Source organism: Janthinobacterium sp. GW822-FHT07A03, assembly GCF_058798815.1.
Genome location: NZ_JBXAKW010000007.1, coordinates 149,558 through 175,177, shown reverse-complemented (window position 1 = coordinate 175,177; position 25,620 = coordinate 149,558). Strand labels below are relative to the sequence as shown.

25 protein-coding genes are annotated in these 25,620 nt (G+C 62.9%); 12 read left to right on the top strand and 13 right to left on the bottom strand.

Annotated elements, in window-relative coordinates:
• The first annotated feature begins 149 nt into the window (after nucleotides 1–149).
• The 6 genes from AC1RJW_RS20530 to AC1RJW_RS20505 all read left to right on the top strand — a co-directional run bounded on the left by AC1RJW_RS20530 (nucleotide 150) and on the right by AC1RJW_RS20505 (nucleotide 7,683).
• The gene (locus tag AC1RJW_RS20530) at nucleotides 150–3,788 is read left to right on the top strand and encodes an EAL domain-containing protein (protein ID WP_493046615.1); all 3,639 of its coding nucleotides are present in this window, start codon (nucleotides 150–152) and stop codon (nucleotides 3,786–3,788) included.
• Between the two features lie 150 nt (nucleotides 3,789–3,938).
• The gene (locus AC1RJW_RS20525) at nucleotides 3,939–4,556 is read left to right on the top strand and encodes a phasin family protein (RefSeq protein WP_493046614.1); all 618 of its coding nucleotides are present in this window, start codon (nucleotides 3,939–3,941) and stop codon (nucleotides 4,554–4,556) included.
• Between the two features lie 138 nt (nucleotides 4,557–4,694).
• The gene (locus AC1RJW_RS20520; protein WP_034758777.1) at nucleotides 4,695–5,366 is read left to right on the top strand and encodes a TetR/AcrR family transcriptional regulator; all 672 of its coding nucleotides are present in this window, start codon (nucleotides 4,695–4,697) and stop codon (nucleotides 5,364–5,366) included.
• A gap of 41 nt (nucleotides 5,367–5,407) precedes the next feature.
• Nucleotides 5,408–6,181: a hypothetical protein gene (locus tag AC1RJW_RS20515; protein WP_493046613.1), complete on the top strand. Its 774-nt coding sequence runs from the start codon at nucleotides 5,408–5,410 to the stop codon at nucleotides 6,179–6,181.
• 10 nt (nucleotides 6,182–6,191) lie between these two features.
• Nucleotides 6,192–6,737, top strand: a complete 546-nt coding sequence (locus tag AC1RJW_RS20510; RefSeq protein ID WP_046682536.1) for an LOG family protein — start codon at nucleotides 6,192–6,194, stop codon at nucleotides 6,735–6,737.
• Nucleotides 6,738–7,086: 349 nt separating this feature from the next.
• Complete coding sequence (locus tag AC1RJW_RS20505; RefSeq protein WP_493046612.1) at nucleotides 7,087–7,683, top strand: PEP-CTERM sorting domain-containing protein; 597 nt, start codon at nucleotides 7,087–7,089, stop codon at nucleotides 7,681–7,683.
• Between the two features lie 95 nt (nucleotides 7,684–7,778).
• Here AC1RJW_RS20505 and AC1RJW_RS20500 read toward each other — a convergent pair whose 3' ends face one another.
• From AC1RJW_RS20500 to AC1RJW_RS20490, 3 genes are all read right to left on the bottom strand, one after another.
• Nucleotides 7,779–8,291: a YgjP-like metallopeptidase domain-containing protein gene (locus tag AC1RJW_RS20500; RefSeq protein ID WP_070304061.1), complete on the bottom strand. Its 513-nt coding sequence runs from the start codon at nucleotides 8,289–8,291 to the stop codon at nucleotides 7,779–7,781.
• 136 nt (nucleotides 8,292–8,427) lie between these two features.
• On the bottom strand, nucleotides 8,428–8,826 hold the full coding sequence (locus AC1RJW_RS20495; protein ID WP_493046611.1) for a KGG domain-containing protein: 399 nt from the start codon (nucleotides 8,824–8,826) through the stop codon (nucleotides 8,428–8,430).
• A 48-nt stretch (nucleotides 8,827–8,874) separates the two neighbouring features.
• The gene (locus AC1RJW_RS20490; RefSeq protein ID WP_493046610.1) at nucleotides 8,875–9,387 is read right to left on the bottom strand and encodes a phasin family protein; all 513 of its coding nucleotides are present in this window, start codon (nucleotides 9,385–9,387) and stop codon (nucleotides 8,875–8,877) included.
• Between the two features lie 345 nt (nucleotides 9,388–9,732).
• Here AC1RJW_RS20490 and purU point away from each other — a divergent pair, with 345 nt between their 5' ends.
• Nucleotides 9,733–10,614, top strand: a complete 882-nt coding sequence (gene purU / locus AC1RJW_RS20485; protein WP_493046609.1) for a formyltetrahydrofolate deformylase — start codon at nucleotides 9,733–9,735, stop codon at nucleotides 10,612–10,614.
• A gap of 39 nt (nucleotides 10,615–10,653) precedes the next feature.
• Complete coding sequence (locus tag AC1RJW_RS20480) at nucleotides 10,654–11,196, top strand: YaeQ family protein (protein ID WP_070291303.1); 543 nt, start codon at nucleotides 10,654–10,656, stop codon at nucleotides 11,194–11,196.
• A 184-nt stretch (nucleotides 11,197–11,380) separates the two neighbouring features.
• On the opposite strand, the gene AC1RJW_RS20475 is transcribed toward AC1RJW_RS20480, so the two are convergent.
• The gene (locus tag AC1RJW_RS20475; RefSeq protein WP_493046608.1) at nucleotides 11,381–12,166 is read right to left on the bottom strand and encodes a head GIN domain-containing protein; all 786 of its coding nucleotides are present in this window, start codon (nucleotides 12,164–12,166) and stop codon (nucleotides 11,381–11,383) included.
• Nucleotides 12,167–12,354: 188 nt separating this feature from the next.
• Here AC1RJW_RS20475 and AC1RJW_RS20470 point away from each other — a divergent pair, with 188 nt between their 5' ends.
• Nucleotides 12,355–12,990 carry a class I SAM-dependent rRNA methyltransferase gene (locus AC1RJW_RS20470; RefSeq protein ID WP_436500667.1) on the top strand — a complete coding sequence of 212 codons (636 nt, stop codon included), beginning with the start codon at nucleotides 12,355–12,357 and terminating at the stop codon, nucleotides 12,988–12,990.
• Between the two features lie 50 nt (nucleotides 12,991–13,040).
• Here AC1RJW_RS20470 and AC1RJW_RS20465 read toward each other — a convergent pair whose 3' ends face one another.
• The 4 genes from AC1RJW_RS20465 to AC1RJW_RS20450 form a co-directional block, all read right to left on the bottom strand.
• Nucleotides 13,041–13,466 carry a helix-turn-helix domain-containing protein gene (locus AC1RJW_RS20465; protein WP_493046607.1) on the bottom strand — a complete coding sequence of 142 codons (426 nt, stop codon included), beginning with the start codon at nucleotides 13,464–13,466 and terminating at the stop codon, nucleotides 13,041–13,043.
• Entirely contained in the window at nucleotides 13,454–13,735 is a 282-nt protein-coding gene (locus AC1RJW_RS20460) for a type II toxin-antitoxin system HigB family toxin (protein ID WP_493046606.1), read from the bottom strand. Before AC1RJW_RS20460 ends, AC1RJW_RS20465 begins: the two co-directional genes overlap by 13 nt.
• A 75-nt stretch (nucleotides 13,736–13,810) precedes the next feature.
• A complete protein-coding gene (locus tag AC1RJW_RS20455; protein WP_493046605.1) occupies nucleotides 13,811–15,085 on the bottom strand; it encodes a c-type cytochrome in 1,275 nt (424 codons plus the stop codon).
• On the bottom strand, nucleotides 15,082–15,807 hold the full coding sequence (locus tag AC1RJW_RS20450) for a c-type cytochrome (RefSeq protein ID WP_493046604.1): 726 nt from the start codon (nucleotides 15,805–15,807) through the stop codon (nucleotides 15,082–15,084). Before AC1RJW_RS20450 ends, AC1RJW_RS20455 begins: the two co-directional genes overlap by 4 nt.
• 152 nt (nucleotides 15,808–15,959) lie before the next feature.
• Between AC1RJW_RS20450 and AC1RJW_RS20445 the strand changes: the two genes are divergently transcribed.
• Together AC1RJW_RS20445 and AC1RJW_RS20440 are read left to right on the top strand one after the other, a co-directional pair.
• Nucleotides 15,960–17,372 carry an aminotransferase-like domain-containing protein gene (locus AC1RJW_RS20445; protein ID WP_493046603.1) on the top strand — a complete coding sequence of 471 codons (1,413 nt, stop codon included), beginning with the start codon at nucleotides 15,960–15,962 and terminating at the stop codon, nucleotides 17,370–17,372.
• A gap of 90 nt (nucleotides 17,373–17,462) precedes the next feature.
• A complete protein-coding gene (locus AC1RJW_RS20440; RefSeq protein WP_326457244.1) occupies nucleotides 17,463–17,810 on the top strand; it encodes a DUF4870 domain-containing protein in 348 nt (115 codons plus the stop codon).
• A 21-nt stretch (nucleotides 17,811–17,831) separates the two neighbouring features.
• Here the strand turns inward: AC1RJW_RS20440 and AC1RJW_RS20435 are convergent, their stop codons facing one another.
• The 3 genes from AC1RJW_RS20435 to AC1RJW_RS20425 are packed head-to-tail and all read right to left on the bottom strand — an operon-like array spanning nucleotide 17,832 to nucleotide 19,442.
• The gene (locus AC1RJW_RS20435; RefSeq protein WP_493046602.1) at nucleotides 17,832–18,260 is read right to left on the bottom strand and encodes an SMI1/KNR4 family protein; all 429 of its coding nucleotides are present in this window, start codon (nucleotides 18,258–18,260) and stop codon (nucleotides 17,832–17,834) included.
• Between the two features lie 21 nt (nucleotides 18,261–18,281).
• Nucleotides 18,282–18,929 carry a 3'-5' exonuclease gene (locus AC1RJW_RS20430; RefSeq protein WP_493046601.1) on the bottom strand — a complete coding sequence of 216 codons (648 nt, stop codon included), beginning with the start codon at nucleotides 18,927–18,929 and terminating at the stop codon, nucleotides 18,282–18,284.
• A gap of 9 nt (nucleotides 18,930–18,938) precedes the next feature.
• Complete coding sequence (locus tag AC1RJW_RS20425) at nucleotides 18,939–19,442, bottom strand: ProQ/FINO family protein (protein ID WP_475413645.1); 504 nt, start codon at nucleotides 19,440–19,442, stop codon at nucleotides 18,939–18,941.
• A 570-nt stretch (nucleotides 19,443–20,012) separates the two neighbouring features.
• On the opposite strand from AC1RJW_RS20425, the gene rpoD reads away from it, so the two are divergent.
• On the top strand, nucleotides 20,013–22,562 hold the full coding sequence (gene rpoD / locus AC1RJW_RS20420) for an RNA polymerase sigma factor RpoD (RefSeq protein ID WP_493046600.1): 2,550 nt from the start codon (nucleotides 20,013–20,015) through the stop codon (nucleotides 22,560–22,562).
• A 65-nt stretch (nucleotides 22,563–22,627) separates the two neighbouring features.
• Here rpoD and AC1RJW_RS20415 read toward each other — a convergent pair whose 3' ends face one another.
• Complete coding sequence (locus tag AC1RJW_RS20415) at nucleotides 22,628–23,767, bottom strand: HAF repeat-containing protein (RefSeq protein ID WP_493046599.1); 1,140 nt, start codon at nucleotides 23,765–23,767, stop codon at nucleotides 22,628–22,630.
• A 63-nt stretch (nucleotides 23,768–23,830) separates the two neighbouring features.
• Complete coding sequence (locus tag AC1RJW_RS20410; protein ID WP_493046598.1) at nucleotides 23,831–25,618, bottom strand: PAS domain-containing sensor histidine kinase; 1,788 nt, start codon at nucleotides 25,616–25,618, stop codon at nucleotides 23,831–23,833.
• Nucleotides 25,619–25,620: the final 2 nt, after the last annotated feature.

Genomic DNA, 25,620 nt, shown 5'->3' with positions numbered 1-25,620 from the left:
GCCGCTTGCGCCGTTCCGCAGACACCCGGTTGCCAGCTATTTCTCTGAATGTATGGCAAGATGTTGTAGGATTGTTATGGTGGCCGCGCATGCGGAAAGTTGAACGCAGGCAGAAAATGAGTCCATGCCGTTTTTATTGGGGGCGCTAATTGTCCGCACGTATCCTGATTATCGAAGATAACGCCACCAATATGGAATTGATGGTGTACTTGCTGCGCGCCTTCGGGTACACGCCGCTGGCCGCCTATGACGGCGAAGAGGGCGTGCGCATGGCGCGCAGCGAATTGCCGGACTTGATCATTTGCGACGTGCATTTGCCCAAGCTCGACGGCTATGGCGTCGTGGCGGAACTGAAAAAAGACCCGCTGCTGCGCAAGATCCCGGCCCTGGCCGTGACGGCGCTGGCCATGGTGGGCGACCGCGAACGCCTGCTCGAAGCGGGTTTCAACGGCTACATCGGCAAGCCGATCGAGCCCGACCTGTTCGTCGCGGAGCTGGAGTCTTTTTTACCCGGGGCGCCGTCGACGCCAGTTAAAAACGACATAGCCACCATCCTGATCGTCGATGATCATGTGCTGAACCGCGAATTCCTGACCGCGCTGCTGGGCTACGGCGGCCACCGGCTGCTGGAGGCGGCCAATGGCGCCGACGCGCTGGAAATCCTGCGCACCGAGCGGCCGGACCTGATCATCTCCGACATCCTCATGCCGAACATGGACGGCTACGAATTCGTCACGCGCGTGCATGCCGATCCCGCGCTGACCGACGTGCCCATCATTTTTTATACGGCCACTTACCGCGAGCAGGAAGCGATCCTGCTGGCGCAGGCCTGCGGCGTGCGCTGGGTGCTGCCCAAGCCGTCCGACCCGGAAGTCATCGTGCGCACCGTCAACGAGGCGCTGGGACTGATGCCGCCGGCGGCCCAGGGGCCGGCCGCGCCGGGCGCGGGCAGCGCCGCGGCGCCTCCGGCCACGGGCAAGCTGGCCGGCATCGAGCACCAGGTCAGCGGCTATATCGACGAACTCGAATCGAGCAGCCAGCAGATTTCGCAGCTGGCCAGCCAGCGCGAGGGCCAGGCCGCCATCCCCGAAGACCTGGGCGTCATGACGGAGCGCCTGTCGCGCTCGCTGTCGAGCCTGCAGGCGGTGAGCCTGCGCCTGACGGCCCTGATCGAGCTGGGCATCGAGCTGGGCGCCGAACGCGATCCGCGCGCCCTGATCGAGGCGGGCTGCAAGGTGGCGCAGAATATCTGTGTCTCCAAGTACGCCTGCATCGGCGTGCTGGAAGAGGGCGCCGAAAAGCTCAGCTATTTTTCCTCGTGCGGCGCCGAGAAGAACCTCGAGCGCATCGCCAGCGCGCCGCGCACGGGCATCCTGAACCGCTTGCTGGAACAGCGCCAGCCCTACCGGGTCAATGGCTTGAAGGGCGACCCCGGCGCGCTGGGCCTGCCCGACACGCACCCGCCCGTGCATTCCTTCCTGGGCGTGGCCATCGCTTCGCGCGAGCGCAGCCACGGCTGGCTGTACCTGGTCGACAAGCTGGGGGCGAACGAGTTTTCCGAAGTCGACGAGCGCGTCGCCGCCACGGTGGCGGCGCAGATTGCCGTCGCCTACGACAACCTGCTGCTGTACGACGAAATCAAGCGCCACCACGAGCAGCTGACCCTGGACATGGCGGCGCGCATCCGCCTCGATGAAGACTTGCGCCGCTTCCGCCTGGCGATGGACGCCACGGCCGACGCGATTTTCCTCGTCGACCGCGCCGGCATGTGCTTTGTCGACGTCAACCAGACGGCTTGCCGCATGCTCGGTTTCGAGCGCGAGGATTTCCTGCGCGTGGGACCGGGCCGCGCACACGAGGGCGAAGCCCAGCTGGAAGAGCTGTACAACAAGCTGCTGGCCGGCGACCAGGGCGGCCCGATGACGGAATTGCAGCTGCAGCGCAAGGACGGTTCGCCCCTGTCGGTGGAAGTGCAGCGGCGCACCCTGCGCTCGGGGCAGAGCTGGATCCTGGTGGCCGTGGCGCGCGACATCACCGAGCGCAAGGATGCCGAACAGCGCCTGATGAAGCTGGCCCATTTCGATACCCTGACCGGGCTGCCGAACCGCAGCCAGTTCTACGCCTCGCTGAGCCATTCCCTGGCCCAGGCGGCCGAACACCAGTGGGCCGTGGCCGTGCTGTTCATGGATATCGACCGTTTCAAGAATATCAACGATACCCTGGGCCACACCATCGGCGACGACCTGCTGCGCCAGTTTTCCAGCCGCCTCGTCGATTGCCTGCGCGTGCGCGATACCATCGGCCGCTTTGGCGGCGATGAATTTGCCACCATCCTGCTGCTGCCCGAAGGCGCCCAGCATGCCGTGGGCGTGGTCGACAAGATCCGCGAGGCGATGCGCAAGCCCTTCGACCTGCAGGGCCACGAGGTGACGGTGACGGTCAGCATCGGCATTTCCGTGTTCCCCGAAGACGCGGCCGACGCGGACACCCTGATCCAATATGCCGACACGGCCATGTACCGCGCCAAGGAAGCGGGACGCGACGCCTTCCGCTTCTTCACGGCGGAAATGAACGCGCAATCGATGGCGCGGTTGGACATGGAAAATGCCCTGCGGCGTGCCATCGACAACGAGGAATTCGTGCTGTTCTTCCAGCCCAAGGTGAATATCATCTCGGGGCGCATCAGCGGCGCCGAGGCCCTGATACGCTGGCGCCGTCCCGGCCACGGCATGGTCTCGCCGGCCCTGTTCATCCCCCTGCTGGAAGAGACGGGGCTCATCGTGCGCGTGGGTAACTGGGTGCTCGACGAGGCCTGCAAGAAGATCAGCGAGTGGGGCGCCAGCAGCATCGGCCCCGTGCACCTGTCGGTCAACGTGTCGGGCATCCAGTTTTTCGTCGGCGGCCTGGAAGAAGAGGTGCTCAAGGCCATCCGCAAGCACGATATCGCGCCCGATCTGCTGGAGCTGGAGCTGACGGAAAGCTCGCTGATGTCGAACGCCGAGGAAACCATCGCCGTATTGCGCAATCTCAAGGCGCTGGGCATCCAGATATCGATCGACGATTTCGGCACCGGCTATTCCAGCCTGGCCTATCTGAAGCGCTTCCCCATCGACAAGCTGAAGATCGACATCGCCTTCGTGCGCGAAGTGACCAGCAACCCGGACGACGCGGCCATCGTGCTGGCCATCATCAGCATGGCCCACAGCATGAAGCTGGAAGTGATCGCCGAAGGCGTGGAAAACGATGCGCAGCTGGCCTACCTGCGGCGCCACGGCTGCGACGAGATGCAGGGCTATTATTTCAGCCGCCCCGTGCCGCAGGAAGAATTCGAGCAGATGCTGATGGGCGGCAAGCTGCTGCAGGCGCCGCAGGATGATGGCAGCGAAGAGCAGCAAACCTTGCTGATCGTCGACGACGATGTCTTCATGCTCGACGTGCTCAGCGACTTCCTGGCGCAGGACGGCTACCGCATCCTGACGGCGCAGACGGCCGCCGAGGGTTTCGACATCCTGGCGCGCCACAAGGTGCAGGTGATCCTGTGCGACCAGTGCATGCCGCTCATGAGCGGCACCGAATTCATGGAGCGGGTCAAGCACCTGTGCCCCGACACCTTCCGCATCATGCTGTCCGCCTTTGCCGACCTGACGCCCATCATGGCGGCCATCAACCGCGGCGCCGTCGACCGCTTCTATACCAAGCCGTGGAAAGGCGCCGTGCTGCGCGAGAATATCCGCGAAGGCTTCCGCCTGCACAAGCTGCTGCATGGCCCGGTGAAAGCGGCGGCCTAGGCGCTGGCGGCGCAGGCCGCTTGCCGCCGCGTGCGCTGGCGCACGCTGGGAAGCAGCTTTCCAGCGAATTAGACTCCCGTCTCTAGTTTTGCTCACTAGAATAAAAATATCCATGAAGTGGCATGGCCTTTCACATGACGGGAGCTGGCGATGGTGAAGAAATTGAAGGAGTTGACTGAAGACAAGGAATTGGCGGGCGCCGTGCGCTCGTCCGCGCAGCAGATCTGGCAAGCGGGCCTGGGCGCCTTCGCCAAGGCGCAGGAAGAGGGCGGACGCGTGTTTTCCAAGCTGGTCAAGGAGGGCACAGAATTCCAGAAGCGCGCCGAAGACAAGGTGGCCGATGTCAGCGACAGCGTCAGCAAGCTGGCCGATGGCGTGGGCAAGCAGGCCAGCGGTTCCTGGGACAAGCTGGAACAGGTGTTTGAAGAGCGCGTGGCGCGGGCGCTGGCCACCATCGGCGTGCCCATGCAACACGACATCGCCGCGCTGCACGCCAGGATCGATGCCTTGAGCGCGCAGGTGGCGGCGCTGCCGGGCAAGGCTGCGCCGGCGGCCAAGCCGAAGGCCGTGGCCAAGCCTGCCGCGAAGACGGCGCCGAAAGCCGCAGCGCAAGCCGCACCGAAGGCAGCTGTTGCCAAGGCCCCGGCCAAGCCGGCTGCCAGGACGAAAGCCAAGGCGGCGCCGCGCGCCGCCGCCAAGCCCGTGAGCAAGCCCGTGACCAAGCCAGCCGCCAGAGCGGCGGCGAAGAAAAAAGCGCCGCCGGCCTGAGCTGGCGCAGCATTCCTCCGGCCTGCTCGCGCAGGCTTTTTTTTGCCTGCCTTATTCGCTGCTGCCATGGGGCGGAGTGTTTCATTACGGCTATCTTAGGTGGTATGCTTGAGGCAGAACACAGAGAGATTGCCCGCCATGCTACAAAAAGCACCACGCCGTACCCGCGAACGCATCCTGGAGTTGTCGCTGCGCCTGTTCAATGAGTTTGGTGAGCCGAATATCACGACGACCGTGATTGCGGAAGAGATGAACATTTCGCCGGGAAACCTGTATTACCACTTCCGTAACAAGGACGACATCGTCAACTCGATCTTCGTCCAGTTCGAGGCGGAAATCGAACGCATCCTGACCGTGCCTGACGGGCGCCGCTCGAATATCGAGGACGTCTGGCTGTACCTGCACCTGATGTTCGAACTGATCTGGCGCTACCGCTTTTTCTACCGCGACCTCAATGATTTGTTGTCGCGCAACCGCAAGCTGGAATTGCACTTCAAGCTGATCCTGGCGCACAAGATCAAGGTGGCCACGCAGCTGTGCGAAGATTTGCGCAGCGAACAGTCGCTCGAAGCATCGGACATGGAAGTCGCTGCGATGGCGACGAATATGGTGGTCGTTGCCACCTACTGGCTGTCGTACGAGTACGTGCGCAACCCGCGCAAGTACAGCGAGCAGCAATCGATGTCCGATGCGCTGGCGCGCGGCTGCTACCAGGTGCTGTCCCTGATCGGACCCTATTTGCGCAATGAAACACATTTGCTGTTTCGCAAACTGTCGGAAGAGTATGTGACCAAACTCAAGAACGACTGACGCGGCTGCTGGCGCCACGTCGTCATTTACAGGAGAGAGAGATGGCCTGGAAACAATTCCCCTATCCGGACGCAGCATATGTCTACACGCCGCACACCCTGGAAGCGGCCTGGTCGCGCCTGCATGCGGGCGATGTGGAACCGTTTCCCACGCACCCGGCGCTGCTGCAAGCCTGGCTGGCCTTCCATGCGGGCGACTTCGAGCGGGCCGTGAAGCTGGGCCTGGCTGTCGGCGTGCCCGGCTATGCGGTGGCGCATAAGGCGACCTGCATCTATGCCACGCACCTGGAAGTGGACGACAGCCAGAAACTCGACATGTACGAGGAAGTGGCCGAGCGCTGCGAGCGCCAGCAGAGCGAGCAGCCGGACAATCCGGCCGGCTACTACTGGCATGCCTACAGCCTGGGCCGCTATGCGCTGGGCACGTCCGTCGTCAAGGCCCTGGCGCAAGGCATGGGGGCGCGCGTGCGCAATAGCCTGGACCGCACGATGACGATCGCGCCCATGCATGCGGAAGCGCATATCGCGTTTGGGATTTATCATACGGAAATTATCGACAAGGTCGGCGCCATGATCGGCGGCCTGACCTACGGCGCCAACAAGGAAGACGGCTACCAGCACTTCAAGACGGCGCTGGCCCTGACGCCCCATTCGGCGCTGGCGCACAGCGAATATGCGCGCGCGTTGAACATGCTCGACGGAAAGAAAAAGCTGGCGGAAGCGCTGGCATTGTATGAAAAGGCGGCCGAGTGCGTGGCATTGGACGCCAAGGAACGCCTCGAGGTCGAGGCGGCGATCGATGAATTGAAAGGATAGGAATACCGTGATCAAGGCTTTATGTGTGTACTGCGGCGCCAACGCGGGCGTCTCGCCGGACTATGCCGTGGCGGCGCGCGAACTGGCGCGCGTGCTGGTGGCGGAAAATATTTCTCTCGTGTATGGCGGCGGCAAGGTGGGCCTGATGGGCGTGATCGCCGATGAAGTGCTGCGCCTGGGCGGAGAGGTGACGGGCGTGATTCCCACCCAGCTGGTGGAGCGCGAAGTGGGGCACATGGGCTTGACGCGCCAGTTCATCGTGAAGGATATGCATGAGCGCAAGGCGATGATGGCCAGCCTGTCCGACGCCTTCATCGCCATGCCCGGCGGCTATGGCACGCTGGAAGAGCTGTTCGAGATGCTCACGTGGGCCCAGCTGGGCTTGCATGCCAAGCCCATCGGCTTGCTCAATGTCGACCGTTTCTATGATGGCTTGATCGCTTTTGTGCAAAACGGCAAGGAGCAGGGCTTCATCCGCCCGCAGCACGCGGCGTTCCTGAATGCCGACGCCGATCCTGCCGCGCTGGTGCAGCGCCTGAAGGAGTGTGCGCCGTAGCTCCATCTTTGCCTGGCCGTGCGGGTGCCGCCAGTCAACACTTTTCCTGTCGCTTGAAGAGAGCCATGCACTGTGCGCTGCATGGCTTTTTTATTTCCGCACGGGAAAATTGATCGGGCTTGGTGACTTAATTAATAAAAATATGGCTAGAATATTGCTTCTGTAGCATGTTTTTTTGAAAATGAAGATGCTTTTTAGGCATTGGTGTGGTCTACTGGCATGGTTCAAAAGTTAGGAATATCGGACACCGACGAGCGTTGTACAGACTCCCAAAAAAAGGTGCCGATCCGTTTCAAGTTGCCACAGCCACGCTACTTCATCATCTCGAAAGGATGCTATTTTGAAACCTATGACCCTCTTGCGAGCGACCGCTGTCGCCGCCATTCTCGCGGCCTCCGCCAGCGCCCAGGCACAAACCACCACCATCGGCTTCGATGCCCTGGAACAACCGGGCTACTTCGGTTCCGTCTTCAACTCCTATTCCGAAGGCGGCTACAATTTCGACAGCAGCTTTCTGGGCCTGTTGAGCTCGGCACATCAGAGCAACTTCGCCTATGCGGGTTCGGCCGGTCTCGGTGCGACGCCCCTGTCGACGACCACCCTGAGCCGTGCCGATGGCGCCGCTTTCTCGCTGAGCTCGATCAGCCTGGCCGACTTCGTGAGCTTGCCGGGTTCCTTTGACGTGACCTTCGTCGGCCATCAGGTGGGCGGCGGCACGGTGACCCAGACCTTCAGCCTCAATGGCAGCCATAACTTCAGCAATTACACGTTCACGGGTTTCGATAACCTGCTGTCGGCCTCGTGGAAAGAGGGCGCCTTGCATACCTTCCAGGTCGACAATATCGCCGCCAGCGTGAGCGCCGTGCCGGAACCGGCCACCTACGGCATGCTGCTGGGCGGACTGGGCCTGCTGGGCTTCATGCTGCGCCGCAAGAACGCCGCCTGAGCCTGATCATGGCGCCGGCCATGCCGGCGCATCAGTAAAAATGCCGCCCAGCGGATACCGGGCGGCATTTTTACGTGGACGTCATGAACAGGACTTCATGACCACAGGCGCTGGCCAGACAGGTCGAGCTGGGTCAGGTACAGGCGCACGTCGAATTCGTACTGGTGGTATTGCGGTTCCATATACGTGCACAGCTTGTAGAAAGCCTTGTCGTGCTGCTTTTCCTTGACGTGTGCCAGTTCGTGCACGGCGATCATGCGCAGGAATTCCAGCGGCACTTCCTTGAACATGGTGGCCACGCGGATTTCATGCTTGGCCTTGAGCTTGCCGCCCTGCACGCGCGAGATCGAGGTATGCAAGCCCAGCGCATGCTGGATCACGTGGATCTTGCTGTCGAACGCCACTTTGTTGATGGGCTCGGCATTGCGCAGGAATTCATTCTTCAAGTCCTGCACATACTGGTACAGCGATTTGTCGTTGCGCACGTCGTGCGCGTTCGGATAGCGTTTTAACAACACTTCGCCCAGCTTGTCTTGCGCGATCAGTTGCTGCACTTGCGCTTGCGTTTGTTCGGAATAGGCGCTCAGGTATTTCAGGGATGGCTGCATGCGGGGAAGGGCGGGGCGTGGCGCGGAGGTGTCGGTAAGGCGAGAATGTACCATACCGCCGCGCCACGCGCTGCGCCAGCCCTTGCACGGGGCGGCCAAGCCCCGTGCCTTGCTGCGTCAAGCCGCGCCTGCCCGGTCAGCCCTTGTCGTCCTCGTCCTTGCCGCCCTGCCGGCCGGTGCGGCCCTGCTCGCTGCCGCCGCTGCGCGCCGCCGTGCTGCTGCGGCTTTCATTGGCGCGCTGGGCCGATTGCCGGCTTTCGCCGCCTTTCCTGCCGATTTCCGCCATGTGTTCGCGATTGCGGCTGACGGCTTCACCGCCTTTCTGCCCGGCCCGGCGTGCTTCTTCCGAGTCGAATTCATGCGCCGTGCCCTTTTGATGGGCTGCCTGGCCGCCCTTGCTGGCAATTTCGCGTTGCTGCTGCTCATTCATGGCGGCGAAACCGCGCTTGCTCGTGCCTTTGGCGCTGCCCGATTCGCTGGCTTTCTGGCTGCTGCCAGCGCCTTTGCCCTGTTCATTACCTTGATTGCTAGCCATGTCGCTCTCCTTGCTGTCGAGTGGGGGTCAAGTGGTCCATGCAGGCGCTCAATGCGCCTGGTCGGATTGCCTGTTGGTATCGTGGCTGCGGCCAGCGCCGTCGCGGTGGCCCGTGGCGTGCATTTTTTCGATCATTTCACGCTGGCGCTGCGTGGCTTTTTCCGTTTCCTCGGCCGTCTTGCGCACCACTTCGTCAGCGAAGGCCACGGCCGTGCGGCTCGTTTCGGGCAGGTGGTTCTCTGCCGTGCGGTTCATCTCGACATTGGCGCTGGCGACGAGATTGCCGAGCTGCTGCTGGTATTGGTGCAGCTTGTTGCTGCTTGGCTGCAACTGGCCAGCGGCCAGCGACATGAACTCGCCCGTGTCGCGTGCCCCCAGCAGTTGCTGGCTGGCGTTGCTCCACTCCTGCAGCAAGTCTTGCGCCAGCCGCAGATGCAGCTCGCTCAATTGCTGCGCCGTATCGAACATCTTGCGCGATAGTTCCGTGGCGAAATTGCACTGGGCCTCGAGATGGGACTTCAGGGCGGGGCTGAGACTGGGGAAAATACTGTTTGTGAACATGTTCTACCTCAATGAAAAACTGATCCAGAAAACATCCGGTGCACCGGATGCGGCGTATGGTGAAACAAGCAAAGGGATAGACGCCGGATGGCGTGCCAGGTTCCACGCCAGGTACCGGTTTGGCGCGAGAATGGGGCCCTGCAGGCGGAAAAACGCGATGACTTTGCGCCAGATCAAACGAACGTCAATCAGCTTGGCGCCACCGGCAGCCATGTTGCTTGTGCGGAAAATGCAGGTTTACAGGCCCGGCCGTGCGACAATAGCCGGCTCGCGGCAGCGCAGCCGATGGCCGGCGCGCGTGGCTGAGCCGAGCATAGCCCTAAATTTTTGCCTTATTCCGCGACCATGACGCATCCCGAATACATCCTGACCCTGTCCTGCCTGGACCAGCGCGGCATCGTGCACCGCGTCTCCGGCTTCCTGGCCGAACACGGCTGCAACATCCTCGATTCCGCCCAGTTCGGCGACCAGGAATCCCAGCTGTTCTTCATGCGCGTGCATTTCGCGCTGGAAGACGGCGCCGTCAGCGACGCCCAGTTGCGCAGCGACTTTGCCGACTTGTCGCAAGTCATGCAGCTCAATGGCCAGTTCCATGGCCAATTGCACGATGCGCGCGTCAAGCCGCGCGTCATGCTGATGGTGTCGAAGATCGGCCATTGCCTCAACGATTTGCTGTTCCGCTACAAGAGCGGCTTGCTGAACGTGGAAATCCCCGCCATCGTGTCGAACCACATGGAGTTCTACCAGCTGGCGGCCAGCTACAATATTCCCTTCCACCACCTGCCGCTGGCCACCGGCGCGCCGGAAGCGGCCAAGCTGGCGCAGGAAGCGAAGATCATCGAGCTGATGGACACGCACAAGATCGACCTGGTGGTGCTGGCGCGCTACATGCAGATCCTGTCGCCCGGCCTGTGCCAGGCGCTCGACGGCCGCGCCATCAATATCCACCATTCCTTCCTGCCCAGCTTCAAGGGCGCCAAGCCGTATGCGCAGGCGCATCACCGCGGCGTCAAGCTGATCGGCGCGACGGCGCATTTCGTCACGGGCGACCTGGACGAAGGCCCGATCATCGAGCAGGACGTCGAGCGCGTCGACCATGCGATGGATGCGGAAACCCTGACGGCCATCGGCCGCGACGTCGAGTGCGTGGTGCTGGCGCGCGCCGTGAAATGGTTCGTCGAGCACCGCATCCTGAAAAATGGCGACAAGACGGTGGTTTTCCGCTGATACCGACTTCACTATTCACTTTACCGAGACAGAAACACGATGGCCCTCAAAGCAACAATTTTCAAAGCCGATCTGCAGATCGCCGACATGGACCGCAATTACTACCAGGATCACGCGCTGACCCTGGCGCGCCACCCGTCCGAGACGGACGAGCGCATGATGGTGCGCCTGCTGGCGTTCGCCATCCACGCCGACGAGGCGCTGACCTTCACCAAGGGCCTGTTCGATACGGAAGAGCCCGACCTGTGGCAGAAGGACTTGACGGGCGCCATCCAGCTGTGGATCGAAGTGGGCCAGCCGGACGAAAAACGCATCCTGAAGGCCTGCGGCCGTTCGGAGCAGGTCATCGTCTACAGCTATGGCGCAACCAGCCACATCTGGTGGAAGCAGATCGCCAATAAATTGGAACGGGCGAAGAACTTGACCGTGATCAACCTGCCATCCGAGGCGGCGCAAGACATGAGCAAGCTGGCGCAACGCACCATGCAGCTGCAATGCACGATCCAGGATGGCCAGATCTGGCTGACGGACAGCGTCAACACGGTCCTGATCGACCGCGAACCGGTGAAGCCGGCACGCTGATGTTGGCTGTCTGAAACGCAAAAAGCCCGGATCGTTCCGGGCTTTGTTTTTTTAATCATCACGACACCTGGCAAAAACCGTAGCGAGCGGATGTGAGTTGTGGCTGAGAAGCGGAGCTGTGCGAATGCACAGTGAGCATCGCAGGCCGCAAATCGCGACGCGCAGTAGGTTTTGACAGGTGTCCTCAGTTAGGCGCGCTGCCGAGGTGCTTGATGCTGCTCGAACGCTGCATGCTGCGGCTGATGCGCGGGTCGCCGTAGTAGCTGACTTCGCCCGAGCCGCCGATGCTGATGGTCAAGTCATCCTTGGCCCACACTTGCGCCTCGCCCGAGCCGCCGATGCTTACCTGGACCTCGCGCGCGGCCAGGCGGCCTGCCTGGATATTGCCCGAGCCGCCGATCGAGGCCGTCAGCTGCTCCGTCTTGCCGCTGGCCTTGAAGTTGCCGCTGCCGCCGATGGCGATGGACACCTGGCGGCTGTCGAGGTCGCGCGCGTTGATGGAGCCGGAGCCGCCCACGTCGAAGCGCAGATTGTCGGCGCGCAAGCCCGTTGCCGTGATGTTGCCCGAGCCGCCCACGCTGACGCGCTCCACTTGGCGCGCCTGGATGACGATGGTCAGGCTGCTCTGGCGGAAGTTGGCGTTGCGCTTGGCGGGGCGGATGCGCAGGGTGCCGTTTTCCACGGCCGTGTCGATCAGCGGCAGGATATTGTCGTCGGCTTCGATGGTGACGCTGTCCGTGTTGCCGATGCGCAATTCGACCGTGCCCGGCACGTTCAGCGCCACGGCATGGAAACTGCCCACTTCGCGCGTCTGCTTTTGCAGCTTGCCGCTGCCCTGGATGCTGTTGCCGGAAATCCAGTCGAGCGGCGAGGCCAGCGCCGGCGCGGCCGGGATGGCCAGCGCGCAGGCGGCCAGCAGCAGGGCGGCCGCGGTGCTGGCGTGGCGGCGGTGGAAAAGTGGCTGTGTCATTCTTGCTCCCTGTTTTGAATTGGACTGCATGCATGGTATGCCAGCTGGCCGCGCCTGCGTAGCGCGCTGCGACAGACTGCGCCGGCAGCGGCATGGAATGCAGGAGGATGCGACAGGATGGCATGAGGTATCATGCGGGTATTGGACATACGACGAGCGGCACGCGCCGCTCACACTACTGGAATTACATGCTGATCATCACCATCAAACAGGGCAAGGAAAAGAGCTTGCTGGGCCAATCGTGGATTTACGCGTCCGCGATTGAAAAAGTCGAAGGCAAGCCGCAGGAAAAAATGAAGCCCGGCTCGACGGCCATCGTGCAAAGCTCGTCGAAGCAGTTCATCGCCCGCGCCGCCTACAATTCGAAGTCGCAGATCCGCGCGCGCATCTGGAGCTTCAAGGAAGACGAACCGGTCGACCACGCGCTGATCAAGCGCAGGGTCAAGGCCGCCATCGAGAAAAAACTGCCAGCCATCAAGAAGGCGGGCGACAACCAGCTTTTGACCCTGATCAAGGGCGAGGACGAGGGCTTGCCCGGCCTGGTGGTGCAGCTGTTTGGCGGCGTGCAAGGCTATCTGATCTGCGAATTCAACGCCGGCGGCGTCGACGCGTGGAAAGTGGCCATCGTGCAATCGCTGATGGCTTCCACAGGCTGCGTCAACGTGTATGAGCGCTGCGACGACCTGATGCGCAAGGGCGAAGGCTTGCCCCTGATCGACGGCGCCCTGGCCGGCGAGGAGCCGCCCGATGAAGTCATGCTGACGGACAACGGCGTGCGCTATGCGCTGGACCTCAAGACGGGGCACAAGAGCAAGTTCCGCTGAGAACGGCTGTTTGACTTGAAAAACCGGCGCGAGCCGGTTTTTTTATTGGATTACGCAATAAAAACACTGGTGGGGACGTCGAATCGTTGTGCCAAGGCCTTGATTTGCCGCACATTCAGCTCCCGCTTGCCGTTGAGCACTTCAGAGACGACGCCTTGTGTACCGACTTCCGGTACGTCGGACTGTGTCAGTGCATGTTGTTCCATCAACTGGCGCAGCGTGGCCGCAGGCGAAACAGGGGCCGCTGGGAAATGCTCCTGATCGTAATCGGCTATCAACCGGCCGATGCTGTCAACCAGCCCCGCCAACGGGTGTTTTTCATCGGCCGCCCCCGCGTCCAATAGCTGATGCAATACGCTGACAGCTTGTTCATAAGCGGGCACATCAGGAATCGCCTGCAGGGGGACCAGCTTGGACAAGGCCTGATAGTGGACAGTGATTTCTGTAATCATCTCACGATGCATCAAGGATTCCATGCGTCGTACTCCTTATGCGTCAACACTTCCCGGATGAACAGCAATTGGCGATTGAAGTGAATCGCCGCAATGATCCGGTACTTGTTACCGCCAATATTAAAAACATAGTAATCGCCGACACGATCGGTGGCGTTAAATATCGACTTCAGCACGGCGAAATTGGCAAACGAACGCGATTCGATAATCTTGCGCCATGCCTGCATGGGGTCGCCCGCCAGGGGGTGTTTCCTGGCGAAATCCATCAAAGCCTTGTTGGCGACGATGCGCATATGCCGAAGCGATGCCGTGACGAAGTGATACCGTGATCACAGATTATCTCAATTTGAGATAATCGTCAAACGGCATTACTCCAGCGGCACGCTGCGGTATTTATTCACCTCTAAAGCGCTCACCGCCGGCGCATCATTGCCCCACGACGCGCGCAGATACGTGACCACGGCCGCCACTTCGGCATCATCCATGACGGGGCCGAACGGCGGCATGCCGTAGGGGCGCGGGTTGCCGGTGGTTCCGGGCGCGAAGCCGCCGTTCAGCACGAGGCGGATGGCGTTCACGGCCGAGACCGTCGTCAGCGCGCGGTTGCCGGCCAGCGGCGGGTAGCCGGGCGGCACGCCCTTGCCGTCGGCCTGGTGGCAGCTTGCGCATTGGGCCTCATACAGTTTTGCGCCCAGCGCCAGTTGCTGCCGGGCTTGCTCCGACGTGTCGCGCGGCGCCCGTTGTGCGGGCTGCGCCGGGCCGGGCAGGCTTTTCAGGTACACGGCCATCGCCTGCACGTCGGCGCCGCTCATGTGCTGCAGGCTTTGCCGCACCACCTCGGCCATGGGGCCGAAGACGGTGGCGCGCGGCGAGACGCCCGTTTGCAGCAATTCCACGATGTGCGCCGTGTCCCAGTCGCCCAGGCCCGCTTCCGCGTCCGACGTCAGCGACGGCGCATACCAGCCCAGCACGGGGATCAGGCCGCCCGACAGGCCGTCGTCGCTGCCGCCCAGGGTGGTGCGGCTGCTATGGCAGGCGCTGCAGTGGCCCAGGCCCTGCACCAGGTAGGCGCCCCGGTTCCATTCCATGCTTTTGCCCGTCAGCGGCTGGTACACGCCAGGCTTGAAATACAAGGCGCGCCAGGCGGCCAGCGCGATCTGCTGGTTGTAGGGAAAGCGCAGCGCGTGCGGCGCATTCGCCTGCCGGTGCGGCGGCACGCTCTGGAAATATGCATACAGGGCGTCGCTGTCTTCGCGCTGCACCTTGGTGTAATTGGTGTAGGGAAAGGCCGGATACAGCAGGCGGCCGTCCTTCGACTTGCCATTGTGGATGGCGCGCCAGAAATCGTCGGCCGTCCAGCTGCCGATACCCGTTTCCCTGTCCGCCGTGATGTTGGGCGAGAGCACCTTGCCGAACGGCGTCTGCAAGGCCCGTCCGCCCGCGTACGGCACGCCGCCGCGCGTCGTGTGGCAGGCCATGCAGTCGCCCGCCTTGGCCAGGTAGGCGCCGCGCGCGACCAGCTGTTCCTGGCTCAGGGTGCTGGCAACGGCGGGCGGGCCGATGTCGTCGTCCGGGTACAGCAGGAATTTGGCGCTGCCGCCGGCGATCAGTACCAGGCCGGCCGCGATCATCCATTTTTTCATGGCGCCACCTGCGCGCCGGAGCCTGGCACGCCGCCGCAATGCAGCGGCAAGGGCAGGGCGATGCCGCTGGCGGGGCGCGCGTCGGCGCTGGCCACCTGCGTGCCCAGCCAGGCCGAGACGGCGCCCACGTCCGCGTCGGACAGGCGCTGCGCCACTTGCGCCATGCAGTCGGGCGCGTGGGCGCGGCGGATGCCGTTCTTCCAGGCGCCCAGCTGGGCGTTGATATAGTCGCGCGGCAAGCCCAGCAAGCCGGGGATGGCGGGCGCCACGCCGGCCAGCTTCTCGCCATGGCAGGCGATGCAGGCGGGAATCTTCTTGCCGGCGTCGCCCTGCAGCACCAGCTGCTTGCCGCGTTCCAGGGCCGCCGTGCCGGCGCCGCTGGGCTGGGCCGGCGGCGGGGCAGGGTGCTGCGCCGCAAAATACTCGGCGATTTCGCGCAGGTAATCGTCCGGCAAATGCTCGACCATGTAATTCATCAGCGGATACTGGCGCCGTCCCTCGCGAAAGTTCAGCAGCTGGTTGTACAGATAGCCGGCCGGTTTGCCGGCGATGCGGGGAAAGAAGGCGTCGTGGCGTTCCTTCGGCGCATGACAGGCCGTGCACGCCTTGATGCGCTGCTCCAGGCTGTCGTGGCTGGCGGAAACGGTGGCCGGCGCGGCCAGCGCCATGCCGGGCCAGGCGATAGTCAGGGCCAGCAGCACGGGCGGGGAATGCAGTAGCATGGAAAGTTGCATGGGAAAGTAACCTGTCTCGACGGTCGATATGGCGTGCCGGTGTTGCTGCCCGGATGTTGTTACCCTAGCATATACCCGGTGCTGTCACTGTGACAGGATCAGTTGTGCAAAAAAACTACGGATCAGTTTGAGGAGCAGGGTTGAAACGATATGAGGAATTGGCGGAAGAAGTCGCCGCCATGATAGCCATGCAGCTGTTGCTGCCTGGCGATAAATTGCCGTCCGTGCGGCAGCAGCATGCGCGCAGGGGCGTGAGCCCGTCGACGGTGTTCCAGGCGTATTATTTGCTCGAAGCGCGCGGCATGATCGTCTCGCGCCCCCGCTCCGGCTATTACGTGGCGCCGCAGCGCGCCGCGCTGGCCCCCGAGCCGGACAGTTCCCACCCGCTCGACGCCAGCACCACCGTCGACGTCAGCGACCTCGTGTTCGAGGTGCTGGGCGCTGTCGGCGCGCGCGATATCGTGCCGTTCGGTTCGGCCTTTCCCAGCCCGCATCTGTTCCCGATGGAACGGCTGGCGCGGGCCGTCTCGGCCAGCATGCGCCGCCTCGACCCGTGGAGCACCGTCACGGATTTGTCCTTGGGCAATGCCGAGCTGCGCCGCCAGATCGCCCTGCGCTACCAGCTTGACGGCGTGCCCGTTTCCAGCGACGACATCGTCATCACGAATGGCGCGCTGGAAGCGCTGAACCTGTGCCTGCAAGCCGTCACGCGGCCCGGCGACACGGTGCTGATCGAGTCGCCCAGCTTCTATGCCTGCCTGCAGGCGCTGCAGCGGCTGGAACTCAAGGCGGTGGAAATCGCCACCAGCCCCCGTGACGGCGTCGACCTGGCCGCGCTGGAAGAGTTGCTGCAGCGCCACCAGCCCAAGGCGTGCTGGCTGATGACGAGTTTCCAGAACCCGCTGGGCAGCCTGATGCCGCCGGAAAAGAAGCGCGCGCTGGTGGACTTGCTGGCGCGCCATGGCGTGCCGCTGATCGAGGATGACGTGTATGGCGAGTTGTATTTCGGCAAGCAGCGCCCGGGCTTGACGAAAAGCCACGACAGCGCGGGCCTCGTCATGCATTGCAGTTCGTTTTCCAAGACCCTGGCGCCCGGTTTCCGGCTGGGCTGGGCCGTGGCGGGCCGCTACGCGCGCCAGGTCGAGCGCCTGAAGCTGACCACCAGCCTGTCGGCGCCGATCCCGTTGCAGATGGCCTTGGCCGACTACCTGGCGCAGGGCGGCTACGACCGCCATTTGCGCCAGCTGCGCTTGACCCTGGCAGCGCAGCAAAACACCATGCTGCAAGCGATTGCCGTGCATTTTCCGCCCGGCACGCGGGTGACGCGGCCGCAGGGCGGCTATTTCGTCTGGGTCGAGATGCCGGCGGGCATCGACGCGCTGGCCCTGCACCGCAGCGCGCTGGCGGCCGGCATCAGCATCGCGCCCGGCCCCATCTTTTCCGCCACGCGCGCGTTTCGCCACTGCATCCGCCTCAATTACGGCCACCCGTGGAGCCCGCAGCTGGAAGCGGCCATCGCCACCCTGGGGCGGCTGGCGCTGGCGGCGGCATGAAAAAAAGTCCCTTGCGGCAGCAAGTGTTTCATTCCAAAAAGAAATATTACTGTTATATTGATGTATCTATAACTAATGATGGGAATGATAATGGATAACACGCAGCCGGAAGTGGGTCGTACGCAAGATACGACGATCGCCATCCTGTCCCATATTGGCGGCCTGTTCACCAGCTGGGTGGCGCCGCTGATCATTTACTTGATCAAGAAGGACGATGCGGACAAGTTCTCGGCCGAGAATGCCCGCGAAGCGCTCAATTTCCAGATCACCCTGATCCTCTGGTACATCGTCTGCTTCATCCTGACTTTCGTCATCATCGGCATTTTCATGTTCTGGCTGGTGGCGCTGGGCAATCTGGTGTTTTCTATTATTGCCGCCGTCAAGGCCAGCAATGGCGTCGTCTACCGCTATCCGCTGACCTGGCGTCCCGTCAAATAAGCTGGCGCCGGCCGCCGGGTTTTATCCCGGGCGGCCGGGCAGTATCAGGAATGATGCAAAGTCGGGCGCCACCGCGGTGGCAGCCCCTGTTTCGTGCGACCACAGCACGACCACCGGCTCGCCCGTGGGTCCCGTTTGCGCATAATCAAAACAATAGTAATCGCCCGTGCCAAACTGGGCAAAGGGCAGCAGGGCGCTGGCATCGTTGCCGTTCGCGCCCGTATTCTCCAGCCATTCCTGCCAGCTCGTGCGGTAATGGCGTTCTATCGATTCCCACGTCTTGCGCGCATTGGCCGCGTCGTATACGGGAAACACGCTCAAGGCGCCCAGCGCGCGGCCATTGTTGATCAATAACCATTGCGCGTAGGACGCGGGCAGCGATCGCCCCAGCGCCTGTTCGGCGGCGGCGATCGCGGCGGGCGTGGTGCCGATGGACTTGTCCTTGCTCATGTGGCTGGAAGGTGTGCCGCCTCAGGCGGCGACCGGCGGCGGGACGGGCGGCGTGCTGGCGCGCGGGGCCTTTTGCGGCGCCACCTTGCCGCCGTCGGCGATCCAGCGGCGGTACACGCGCAGGGCCACTTGCGCATCGTCGGCCGCGTACAGGATCTGCTTTTCCGTCAGGCGCGAGGTGGCCCAGTTGGTGGTGGAGATCTTTTTCGATTTCTGCAGGTGCAGGCCGAAGAACTTGGCCACGGCCGTCTTCGCGCCCAGGTCGTTGCGCTGGCCGCCGCGCAGGGCGACGGACAGGTCGAGCACCTGGGCCGGCGCGATGCCGAGCTTGTTGCGCAGGCGCTTGACGTCGTCGGACAGGCCAAAACCCACCTTCAGGGTGGTGGTCGATTCGAGGATGGCTTTCAGTTCGGCCAGGGCCGGCGCCGGCGTGCTGCCTACCTGGAACAGGTAGGCGATGTCGTCGGTGGCCAGCTGGATCAGATGCGGTCCCGTGGAGGACTCGCCCTTGACGAACGTCGGCTTCGATTCCGTATCGAAGCCGATGGCGTCCGCTGCCAGCAGGGCAGCCATGGCTGCTTTTGCATCATCGCTGGTGCGTACCAGCCTGACGTGGTCGAGGGCAATGCCTTGATAGGGGGGCAGTGGCGGTGCGGCAGCTGTGTCCATGAAACCGGATCAGCCTTTGCGCGAGAATTTCGCGGTCAGCTGATTCAGTTTTTCCAGGCGCAAGCGGTTCGCTTCTTCGGCGGCGGCCGCGTCGCGCTCGGCTTTCTTGCGCTCGGCTTCCTTCTTGAAGCGCTGCTGCAAGACTTGCGTGGCGTGGTCGCGGTGCGTTTGCGTCACTTCCGCGCCGGCCGTGCCGTCGAGGTCGTAGCGGATCTTGGCTTTTTCCATCACGCGCAGGTAGCGCAGCGAACCCGTGTGGATGCCCAGCGCCGTGCGCATCAGCTTGCGGTCCAGGTCCGGCAGGCGTGCCAGGATCTGCTTGTCGATACCGATCGACAAGGGCAGGCAATCGCGGAATGGCGGGAATTGCTCCTGGAACTGCTTCAGCAGGGCGCGCGCGGTCAGGCCGGCAGGCGCCGGCGTAGTTGCCGCTGCGGCCGGTGCCGCCGCTGGGGCTGCATCGACTGGCGTGTCAGGAGTGGTGGCTTGCTGGTCTGGCGTGGAGCTGGTCATCGACATCATTGGTTGGGCTATAAAAGGGGAGCATAGCACGCGCCACAGGCAAGTGCATTGTCTTTTTTGGCAACTTGCGCTGTAACAAGCGGGTCCGCCCTACAGCGGACGCAGCGCGAAATGCGGGAAATGTGTATAATGTCGGCTTGCGCTGATGACTGGACCCCGTATTTGACGGTCTGGCTCAGGTGTGCAGGGGATAGGAGCAGTGCGGTGCAGGGCCATCATTATTGATATTTTTGATATCAGATATTTTGCTTATCAATTATCCAGATAACTGGCCTTCGTGCATAATCTTGCTCTCCGCTGTGTCTTCACTGAACAACAATAGATTCAAGCCCGTTCTGGTACGGGCTTTTTTTCATTCCGCAATGTACATCGCTTATTTATCTGACCCGGCTTCGGCCCCGCCGCCGCTGGATGCGCGGGCTTTGAACGTCCCGATAGACAGGCGCCGCTGCCCTTGACGGCAGCCGCAACAATACGCTCCATCGAGTCCGGTTTCGCAGGCTTAGGTGGAATCATTCACTTCGCGCCGACACCATCTGGTCTCGCATTAAGAGATATCTCATGAAGAATACGCCAAAAACTTTAACGTTGTCCGCCAAGGCGCCACGCCCAGCCGCGGCACCACTTGCCGTACCCAAAACGACTTTATCTTACTTCATCGATAATGCGCAAGCGAATCCGGAAGCCACCGTCACGACGGCGCCCACCGTCGTCACCGTGGTGAAGAAAAGCCGCTCGCGCCTGGCCGCCGTGCCGCCGGCCGAGCCGGCAGCCGAAGCGCCAGCGGCGGCTGTCGAAGCCGTTGCCGAAGTGGCCGAGGTGGCCGACGCCGCACCGGTCAAGACGCCGAGCGTGAAGATTGCCCCCGGCGCCAAGGCCCCGGCCGCGCCGCGCAAGGTCAGCGAAAGCGCCGCCACGAACAAAGTGGTGACGGCAGCCCGTTCGAAAGTCGTGCGCGCCAAGCCTGAAGCGGCGCCCGTGACCATCATCACCGGCGCGCAAGTGGTCAGCAAGACCACGGACGCCGATGCCCTGGCCGCCATCGATACCTCGAATTACTTCTTGCCGACCGTCAAGGTACCGGGCCGCCGCGGCCGCAAGCCGAGCGAATTCACGCCGGAAAACGATGAAGTGGCAGCACTCAACGCCGTCGAGCGCGCCGAACTGAAGGCCGTCTCGAAAGCGCGCGACCGCAAGGCCAAGGGCGGCCTGGCCGACGCACTGGGCGATCCGGAAGCCTCGGCAGCGGACCTGGAACGCCGCCGCAAGCAGATCACGGGCTTGATCAACATGGGCAAGGAACGCGGTTTCCTCACCTATGCCGAGATCAATGACCAATTGCCGGAAAACATCATCGATCCGGAAGCCATCGAAGGCATCATCGCCACCTTCAACGACATGGGCATCGCCGTCTACGAGCGCGCCCCTGACGCGGAAAGCCTGTTGTTGACTGACAACGTCGCCACCGTCACCAGCGACGATGAAGTGGAAGCGGCTGCCGCGACCGCCCTGTCGACCGTCGACTCCGACTTCGGCCGCACCACCGACCCCGTGCGCATGTACATGCGTGAAATGGGCGCCGTGGCGCTGCTGACGCGCGAAGGCGAGATCGAGATCGCCAAGCGCATCGAAGGCGGCCTGAAGGACATGATCCAGGCCATTTCCGCCTGCCCCACCACCATCGGCGAAATCGTCGCCCTGTCGCAAAAAATCGCGCGCGACGAAATCAAGGTCGATGAAGTGGTCGACGGCTTTGTCGATCTGAACGAAAGCAATGCCCCGGCGCCGGCCGCTGCCGCCGCCCCCGCCGCTGCCAGCGACGAGGACGAAGAGGAAGAGGAAGCCGAGGAAGAAGACGGCGACGCCAATGGCGGCGCGGCCGGTTTCTCCAGCGAGCAATTGGCCCAGCTGAAAAAGAATGCGTTGGAGAAATTCAACGTCATCTCGACGCAGTACGACAAGATGCGCAAGGCGCCCGAGGGTTACAACTCGAAAGCCTACATCAAGGCGCAGGAAGCCATTTCGCAGGAATTGCTGGGCATCCGCTTCACGGCCAAGGTCGTGGAAAAGCTGTGCGACACCCTGCGCGGCCAGATGGAAGAAGTGCGCCATATCGAGCGCGCCGTGCTGGAACTGTGCGTGAACAAATGCGGCATGCCGCGCGCCCACTTCATCAAGGTGTTCCCAGGCAATGAATGCGACCTGGAATGGGTCGACCGCGAAGTCGACTGCAAGTATCCGTACAGCGCCATCCTCAGCCGCAACGTGCCTGCCGTCAAGGAACTGCAAAAGAAGATGATCGACCTGCAAGCGCGCGTGGCCCTGCCGCTGGCGGACTTGCGCAAGATCAACAAGCAGATGGCGGCCGGCGAAAAGCGCGCGCGTCACGCGAAACGCGAAATGACGGTCGCCAACTTGCGTCTGGTCATTTCGATCGCCAAGAAATACATCAACCGCGGTCTGCAATTCCTCGACTTGATCCAGGAAGGCAACATCGGCTTGCTGAAGGCGGTCGATAAATTCGAATACCGCCGCGGCTACAAGTTCTCGACCTACGCCACCTGGTGGATCCGCCAGGCGATCACGCGTTCGATCGCCGACATGGCCCGCACCATCCGCGTGCCGGTGCACATGATCGAAACGATCAACAAGATGAACCGCATCTCGCGCCAGATCATGCAGGAAACGGGCAGCGAGCCGGACTTGGCGACCCTGGCCGTCAAGATGGAAATGCCGGAAAACAAGGTGCGCGAAATCATGAAGATCGCGAAAGAGCCGATTTCCATGGAAACGCCGATGGGCGAAGATGGCGATTCGCAACTGGGCGACTTCATCGAAGACAACACGACGTTGGCGCCGCTGGACGCCGCGCTGCACGCCTCGATGCGCAACGTTATCAAGGAAGTGCTCGATTCCCTGACGCCGCGCGAAGCGAAAGTGCTGCGCATGCGTTACGGCGTGGAAATGTCGAACGACCACACGCTGGAAGAAGTGGGCAAGCAGTTCGACGTGACGCGCGAGCGCATCCGCCAGATCGAAGCGAAAGCCATGAGCAAGCTGCGCCAGCCTTCGCGTTCGGACAAGCTGAAGACTTTCCTGACACAGAACTAAGCTGTCAGCAGGCAATAAAAAAAAGAGGCGCAAGCCTCTTTTTTTTCGTCCGTAGCTGTATTGATTTACAGCAAATGCCGGCGCTGTCCCAGCAGGCCGGCGCGCAAGTGCCGGCGCGCGCGGAACGCGGCCGCGCCGCAGGCGGCGGCGATGACGGTCAGGAAGAACCAGTCCAGCGGGTTGCGGCGCGGCGGCGCCGGCGACGCTTGCGACGGCACGGCGAAGGCCTGGAATTTATGCCCCGTGTAGATGGCGCCCACCACCAGGCCGGCGTCCGTGATCTTGTTGGTCAGGTACAGGCCGTCGTCGCGGCGGCGTACCGTCATCACGCCTTCCTTGTAGACAAAGGTCATCGGTTCAAAGCCGTTGATGTTGACGCTGCCGACGACGTGTCCGGCCGCGTTGACGGCCGTGGCGTAGCTGTCGCCCTGGCCGATCATGGCGCCCAGGTCGAGCATGCGCTTGCCGTCCCAGGCAAACGCGTGCCAGCGGCGCTTCTCCGTTTCCGAGGCGCCCACGATCAGGCCCGCGTCGTTGATGGCGGTGGCCGAGCTGATGCGCCCGCCGGGCAGGGTGCCGATTTCCTGCATGCCCGCGCCTGGCCGGTAGACGAAGGCGCGGCGGTAGCCATCGCCGCGCTGCGCCGTGCCCACCACCACGCCATGGCTGTTCAGGCCGCTGGCATAGCTGCTGGCCCCGCCCAGCGTGCCCAGGTCTTGCAGGCTGTGGTCGGCTTTCGTCACGAAGGCGTGGAAATCGCCGCCGCTGGTATCGGCATAGCCGGCCACCTGGCCGTCGCGCGTGATGGCCGTGGCATAGCTGCTGGTGCCGCCCAGGGTGCCCAGGTCGCGCATGCCGCCCGCCGCGTCGTAGCGGAAGGCGTGCCAGGCGCCGGCTGGCGTCTGCGCCGACCCCACCACCACGCCATGCATATTAATGGCCTTGGTAAAACCTTCATCGCCGCCCAGGGTGCCCAGCTCGCGGATGCGGCCATGCTGGTACGTCACGGCGCGGCGCCGTCCTTCCTCTTCCATGATGATGCCGGCCACCAGGCCTGCCGGGTTCAGGTCGGATGCGATGCTGCCATTGCCATCCTTTTCCCCAAAGCCCCGTTCGGCATAAATGGTGGCGCTGGCGATGGGGACGGCAGCCAGCAGGAACAGGCCGAGCAGTGGAGCGGAGAGGCGGGCGAACCGTAGCGGCATGATAGTTTCCTCAGGGAAAAAACTTACTATACTTTTGTTTGCTAAAAATGCATACCTAATTTGCTACTGTTTTTGGTAATTTTTGTGTTTTGGCATGACGGGCATGGCGTGCCTGCCGGCGTGAGGCAGGTAGATGACCAGCGCCGTGCCCCGGCCCGCCTGGCTGTCGATGCGCAGTTCGCCGCCCAGCGCGTGGACACGTTCGCGTATGCTTTTCAGGCCGAAGGCGGCTCGCTTGCCGTCGTCGCCCGGCTGCATGCCGATGCCGTTGTCGCTGATGCGCAGCACGATGGAATCCGCGTCTTGCTCCAGCGCAACTTCCACTTCGCTGGCCTGGGCATGGCGCACGATGTTCGACAGCGATTCCTGCAGCACGCGGAAGATGGCCGATGTCTGGCGCTGATCGAGGCCCAGGTCCGCTGCCTCGCTGTCGAGCGTGAGCCGGTAGCGGATGGTGCCGCGGCTCTCCATCTGGCGGATCAGCCATTCGGCGGCGGGGCCCAGTCCCAGCTCCAGGGTACTTGGATGCAAGTCATTGATGATGGTGCGCACGGAGCGGATGGTGGCGTCGATGGTGTCGAGCACGCGCTGCGCGTGGCGGTGTAGGCGCGGGTGGGCCTTGGCCGTGCGCGCGTGCAGCAGCGACACATCGATGCGCAGCACCATCAGGTTCTGGCCCAGGTCGTCGTGAATGTCGAGCGCGATGCGCCGGCGTTCCTCTTCCTTGATGGTTTGCTGGTGGTCGCTCAGTTCGCGCAGCTGGGCCAGGGTGCGCTCCAGGTTTTCCTCGTTGCGCTTGCTGTCGGTGATGTCGATGGCCATGGCGATGATCATCTGCGGCCGGCCCTGGGCGTCAAACACGGGTTTCTTGTGCGTCTGCACCAGGCGATTTTCCCGCAATTGCGCGTTCCATATCAGTTCTTCGCGTATCACCACCTTGCGGCTGGCAAACGCTTCCTGGTCCGCCGCGTGGAAGCCCACGTTCTGGTCGCTGGGAAAGTGATGCAAGTCGCGCCCTTCGGCGATGTCCTCCTGGCGCACTCCCCATTGCTGTTCGCAGGCCTGGTTCATCAGCACGATGCGCGAATCGGCGTCTTTCAGGAACAGCGACAGGGGCATCATGGAAATGATGTCCTGCAGCCGTTCTTCGCTGCGCGCCAGGGCCGCTTCCGTTTGCGCGCGCATGGCGATTTCCGCGGAGAGCTGGAGATTGACGTCGAGCAGCTGGGCCGTGCGCAGGGCCACGCGGCTTTCCAGTTCCGCATGGGCGACGCTCAACGCGTGTTCGGCACGCTTGTGTTCGGTGATGTCGCTGGCCAGCACGAGCGCGCCCGTCAGCGTGCCCTGCTGGTCGTACAGGCGGCGGCCGCTGATCATGGCCCAGCGTTCCGAGCCGTCGCTGTGCCGGTAACGCAGTTCTCCCATGCAGCTATCCGTGGCTGTCTGGCGCAGCGGACACAGGCGCAGCAAGGTTGCCTCGTCGTGGAATTCCTCCATGGAATGGTTCAGCAGCAGCTCGGAGGGGAGGCCCAGCATGTCGCACAGGCGCTGGTTGACGTGCAGGATGCGGCCGTGCGCGTCCGTTTGCCACATGCCGTCCTGCGCCGCTTCGCTCAGTTCGCGGTAGCGCATGGTGCTGGCGTCGAGCAGCTTGCGCGTGCTGGCCAGGTGGGCGCGCAGCGTGCGCAGCAGCCACATCGCCGTGCCAGCGACGGCCGCCAGCAGCAGCGACAGCCAGATATGCTCCCAGAAGTCGAGTTCCTGCCAGGCCACACCGGCCAGCCAGCCCAGCATGATCAGGGTGAGGGCGGCACATGCCGTACTCAGCGTTTCAATCGACCATTTGCTCATCC

What these genes read in the sequence shown, in the direction of transcription:
- AC1RJW_RS20525 (WP_493046614.1), top strand. Translation starts at nt 3,939, where the DNA reads ATGGTGAAGAAATTGAAGGAGTTGACTGAAGACAAGGAATTGGCGGGC.
- AC1RJW_RS20520 (WP_034758777.1), top strand. Translation starts at nt 4,695, where the DNA reads ATGCTACAAAAAGCACCACGCCGTACCCGCGAACGCATCCTGGAGTTG.
- AC1RJW_RS20515 (WP_493046613.1), top strand. Translation starts at nt 5,408, where the DNA reads ATGGCCTGGAAACAATTCCCCTATCCGGACGCAGCATATGTCTACACG.
- AC1RJW_RS20505 (WP_493046612.1), top strand. Translation starts at nt 7,087, where the DNA reads ATGACCCTCTTGCGAGCGACCGCTGTCGCCGCCATTCTCGCGGCCTCC.
- AC1RJW_RS20500 (WP_070304061.1), bottom strand. Translation starts at nt 8,291, where the DNA reads ATGCAGCCATCCCTGAAATACCTGAGCGCCTATTCCGAACAAACGCAA.
- AC1RJW_RS20495 (WP_493046611.1), bottom strand. Translation starts at nt 8,826, where the DNA reads ATGGCTAGCAATCAAGGTAATGAACAGGGCAAAGGCGCTGGCAGCAGC.
- AC1RJW_RS20490 (WP_493046610.1), bottom strand. Translation starts at nt 9,387, where the DNA reads ATGTTCACAAACAGTATTTTCCCCAGTCTCAGCCCCGCCCTGAAGTCC.
- purU (WP_493046609.1), top strand. Translation starts at nt 9,733, where the DNA reads ATGACGCATCCCGAATACATCCTGACCCTGTCCTGCCTGGACCAGCGC.
- AC1RJW_RS20480 (WP_070291303.1), top strand. Translation starts at nt 10,654, where the DNA reads ATGGCCCTCAAAGCAACAATTTTCAAAGCCGATCTGCAGATCGCCGAC.
- AC1RJW_RS20475 (WP_493046608.1), bottom strand. Translation starts at nt 12,166, where the DNA reads ATGACACAGCCACTTTTCCACCGCCGCCACGCCAGCACCGCGGCCGCC.
- AC1RJW_RS20470 (WP_436500667.1), top strand. Translation starts at nt 12,355, where the DNA reads ATGCTGATCATCACCATCAAACAGGGCAAGGAAAAGAGCTTGCTGGGC.
- AC1RJW_RS20465 (WP_493046607.1), bottom strand. Translation starts at nt 13,466, where the DNA reads ATGGAATCCTTGATGCATCGTGAGATGATTACAGAAATCACTGTCCAC.
- AC1RJW_RS20460 (WP_493046606.1), bottom strand. Translation starts at nt 13,735, where the DNA reads ATGCGCATCGTCGCCAACAAGGCTTTGATGGATTTCGCCAGGAAACAC.
- AC1RJW_RS20455 (WP_493046605.1), bottom strand. Translation starts at nt 15,085, where the DNA reads ATGAAAAAATGGATGATCGCGGCCGGCCTGGTACTGATCGCCGGCGGC.
- AC1RJW_RS20450 (WP_493046604.1), bottom strand. Translation starts at nt 15,807, where the DNA reads ATGCTACTGCATTCCCCGCCCGTGCTGCTGGCCCTGACTATCGCCTGG.
- AC1RJW_RS20440 (WP_326457244.1), top strand. Translation starts at nt 17,463, where the DNA reads ATGGATAACACGCAGCCGGAAGTGGGTCGTACGCAAGATACGACGATC.
- AC1RJW_RS20435 (WP_493046602.1), bottom strand. Translation starts at nt 18,260, where the DNA reads ATGAGCAAGGACAAGTCCATCGGCACCACGCCCGCCGCGATCGCCGCC.
- AC1RJW_RS20430 (WP_493046601.1), bottom strand. Translation starts at nt 18,929, where the DNA reads ATGGACACAGCTGCCGCACCGCCACTGCCCCCCTATCAAGGCATTGCC.
- AC1RJW_RS20425 (WP_475413645.1), bottom strand. Translation starts at nt 19,442, where the DNA reads ATGACCAGCTCCACGCCAGACCAGCAAGCCACCACTCCTGACACGCCA.
- rpoD (WP_493046600.1), top strand. Translation starts at nt 20,013, where the DNA reads ATGAAGAATACGCCAAAAACTTTAACGTTGTCCGCCAAGGCGCCACGC.
- AC1RJW_RS20415 (WP_493046599.1), bottom strand. Translation starts at nt 23,767, where the DNA reads ATGCCGCTACGGTTCGCCCGCCTCTCCGCTCCACTGCTCGGCCTGTTC.
- AC1RJW_RS20410 (WP_493046598.1), bottom strand. Translation starts at nt 25,618, where the DNA reads ATGAGCAAATGGTCGATTGAAACGCTGAGTACGGCATGTGCCGCCCTC.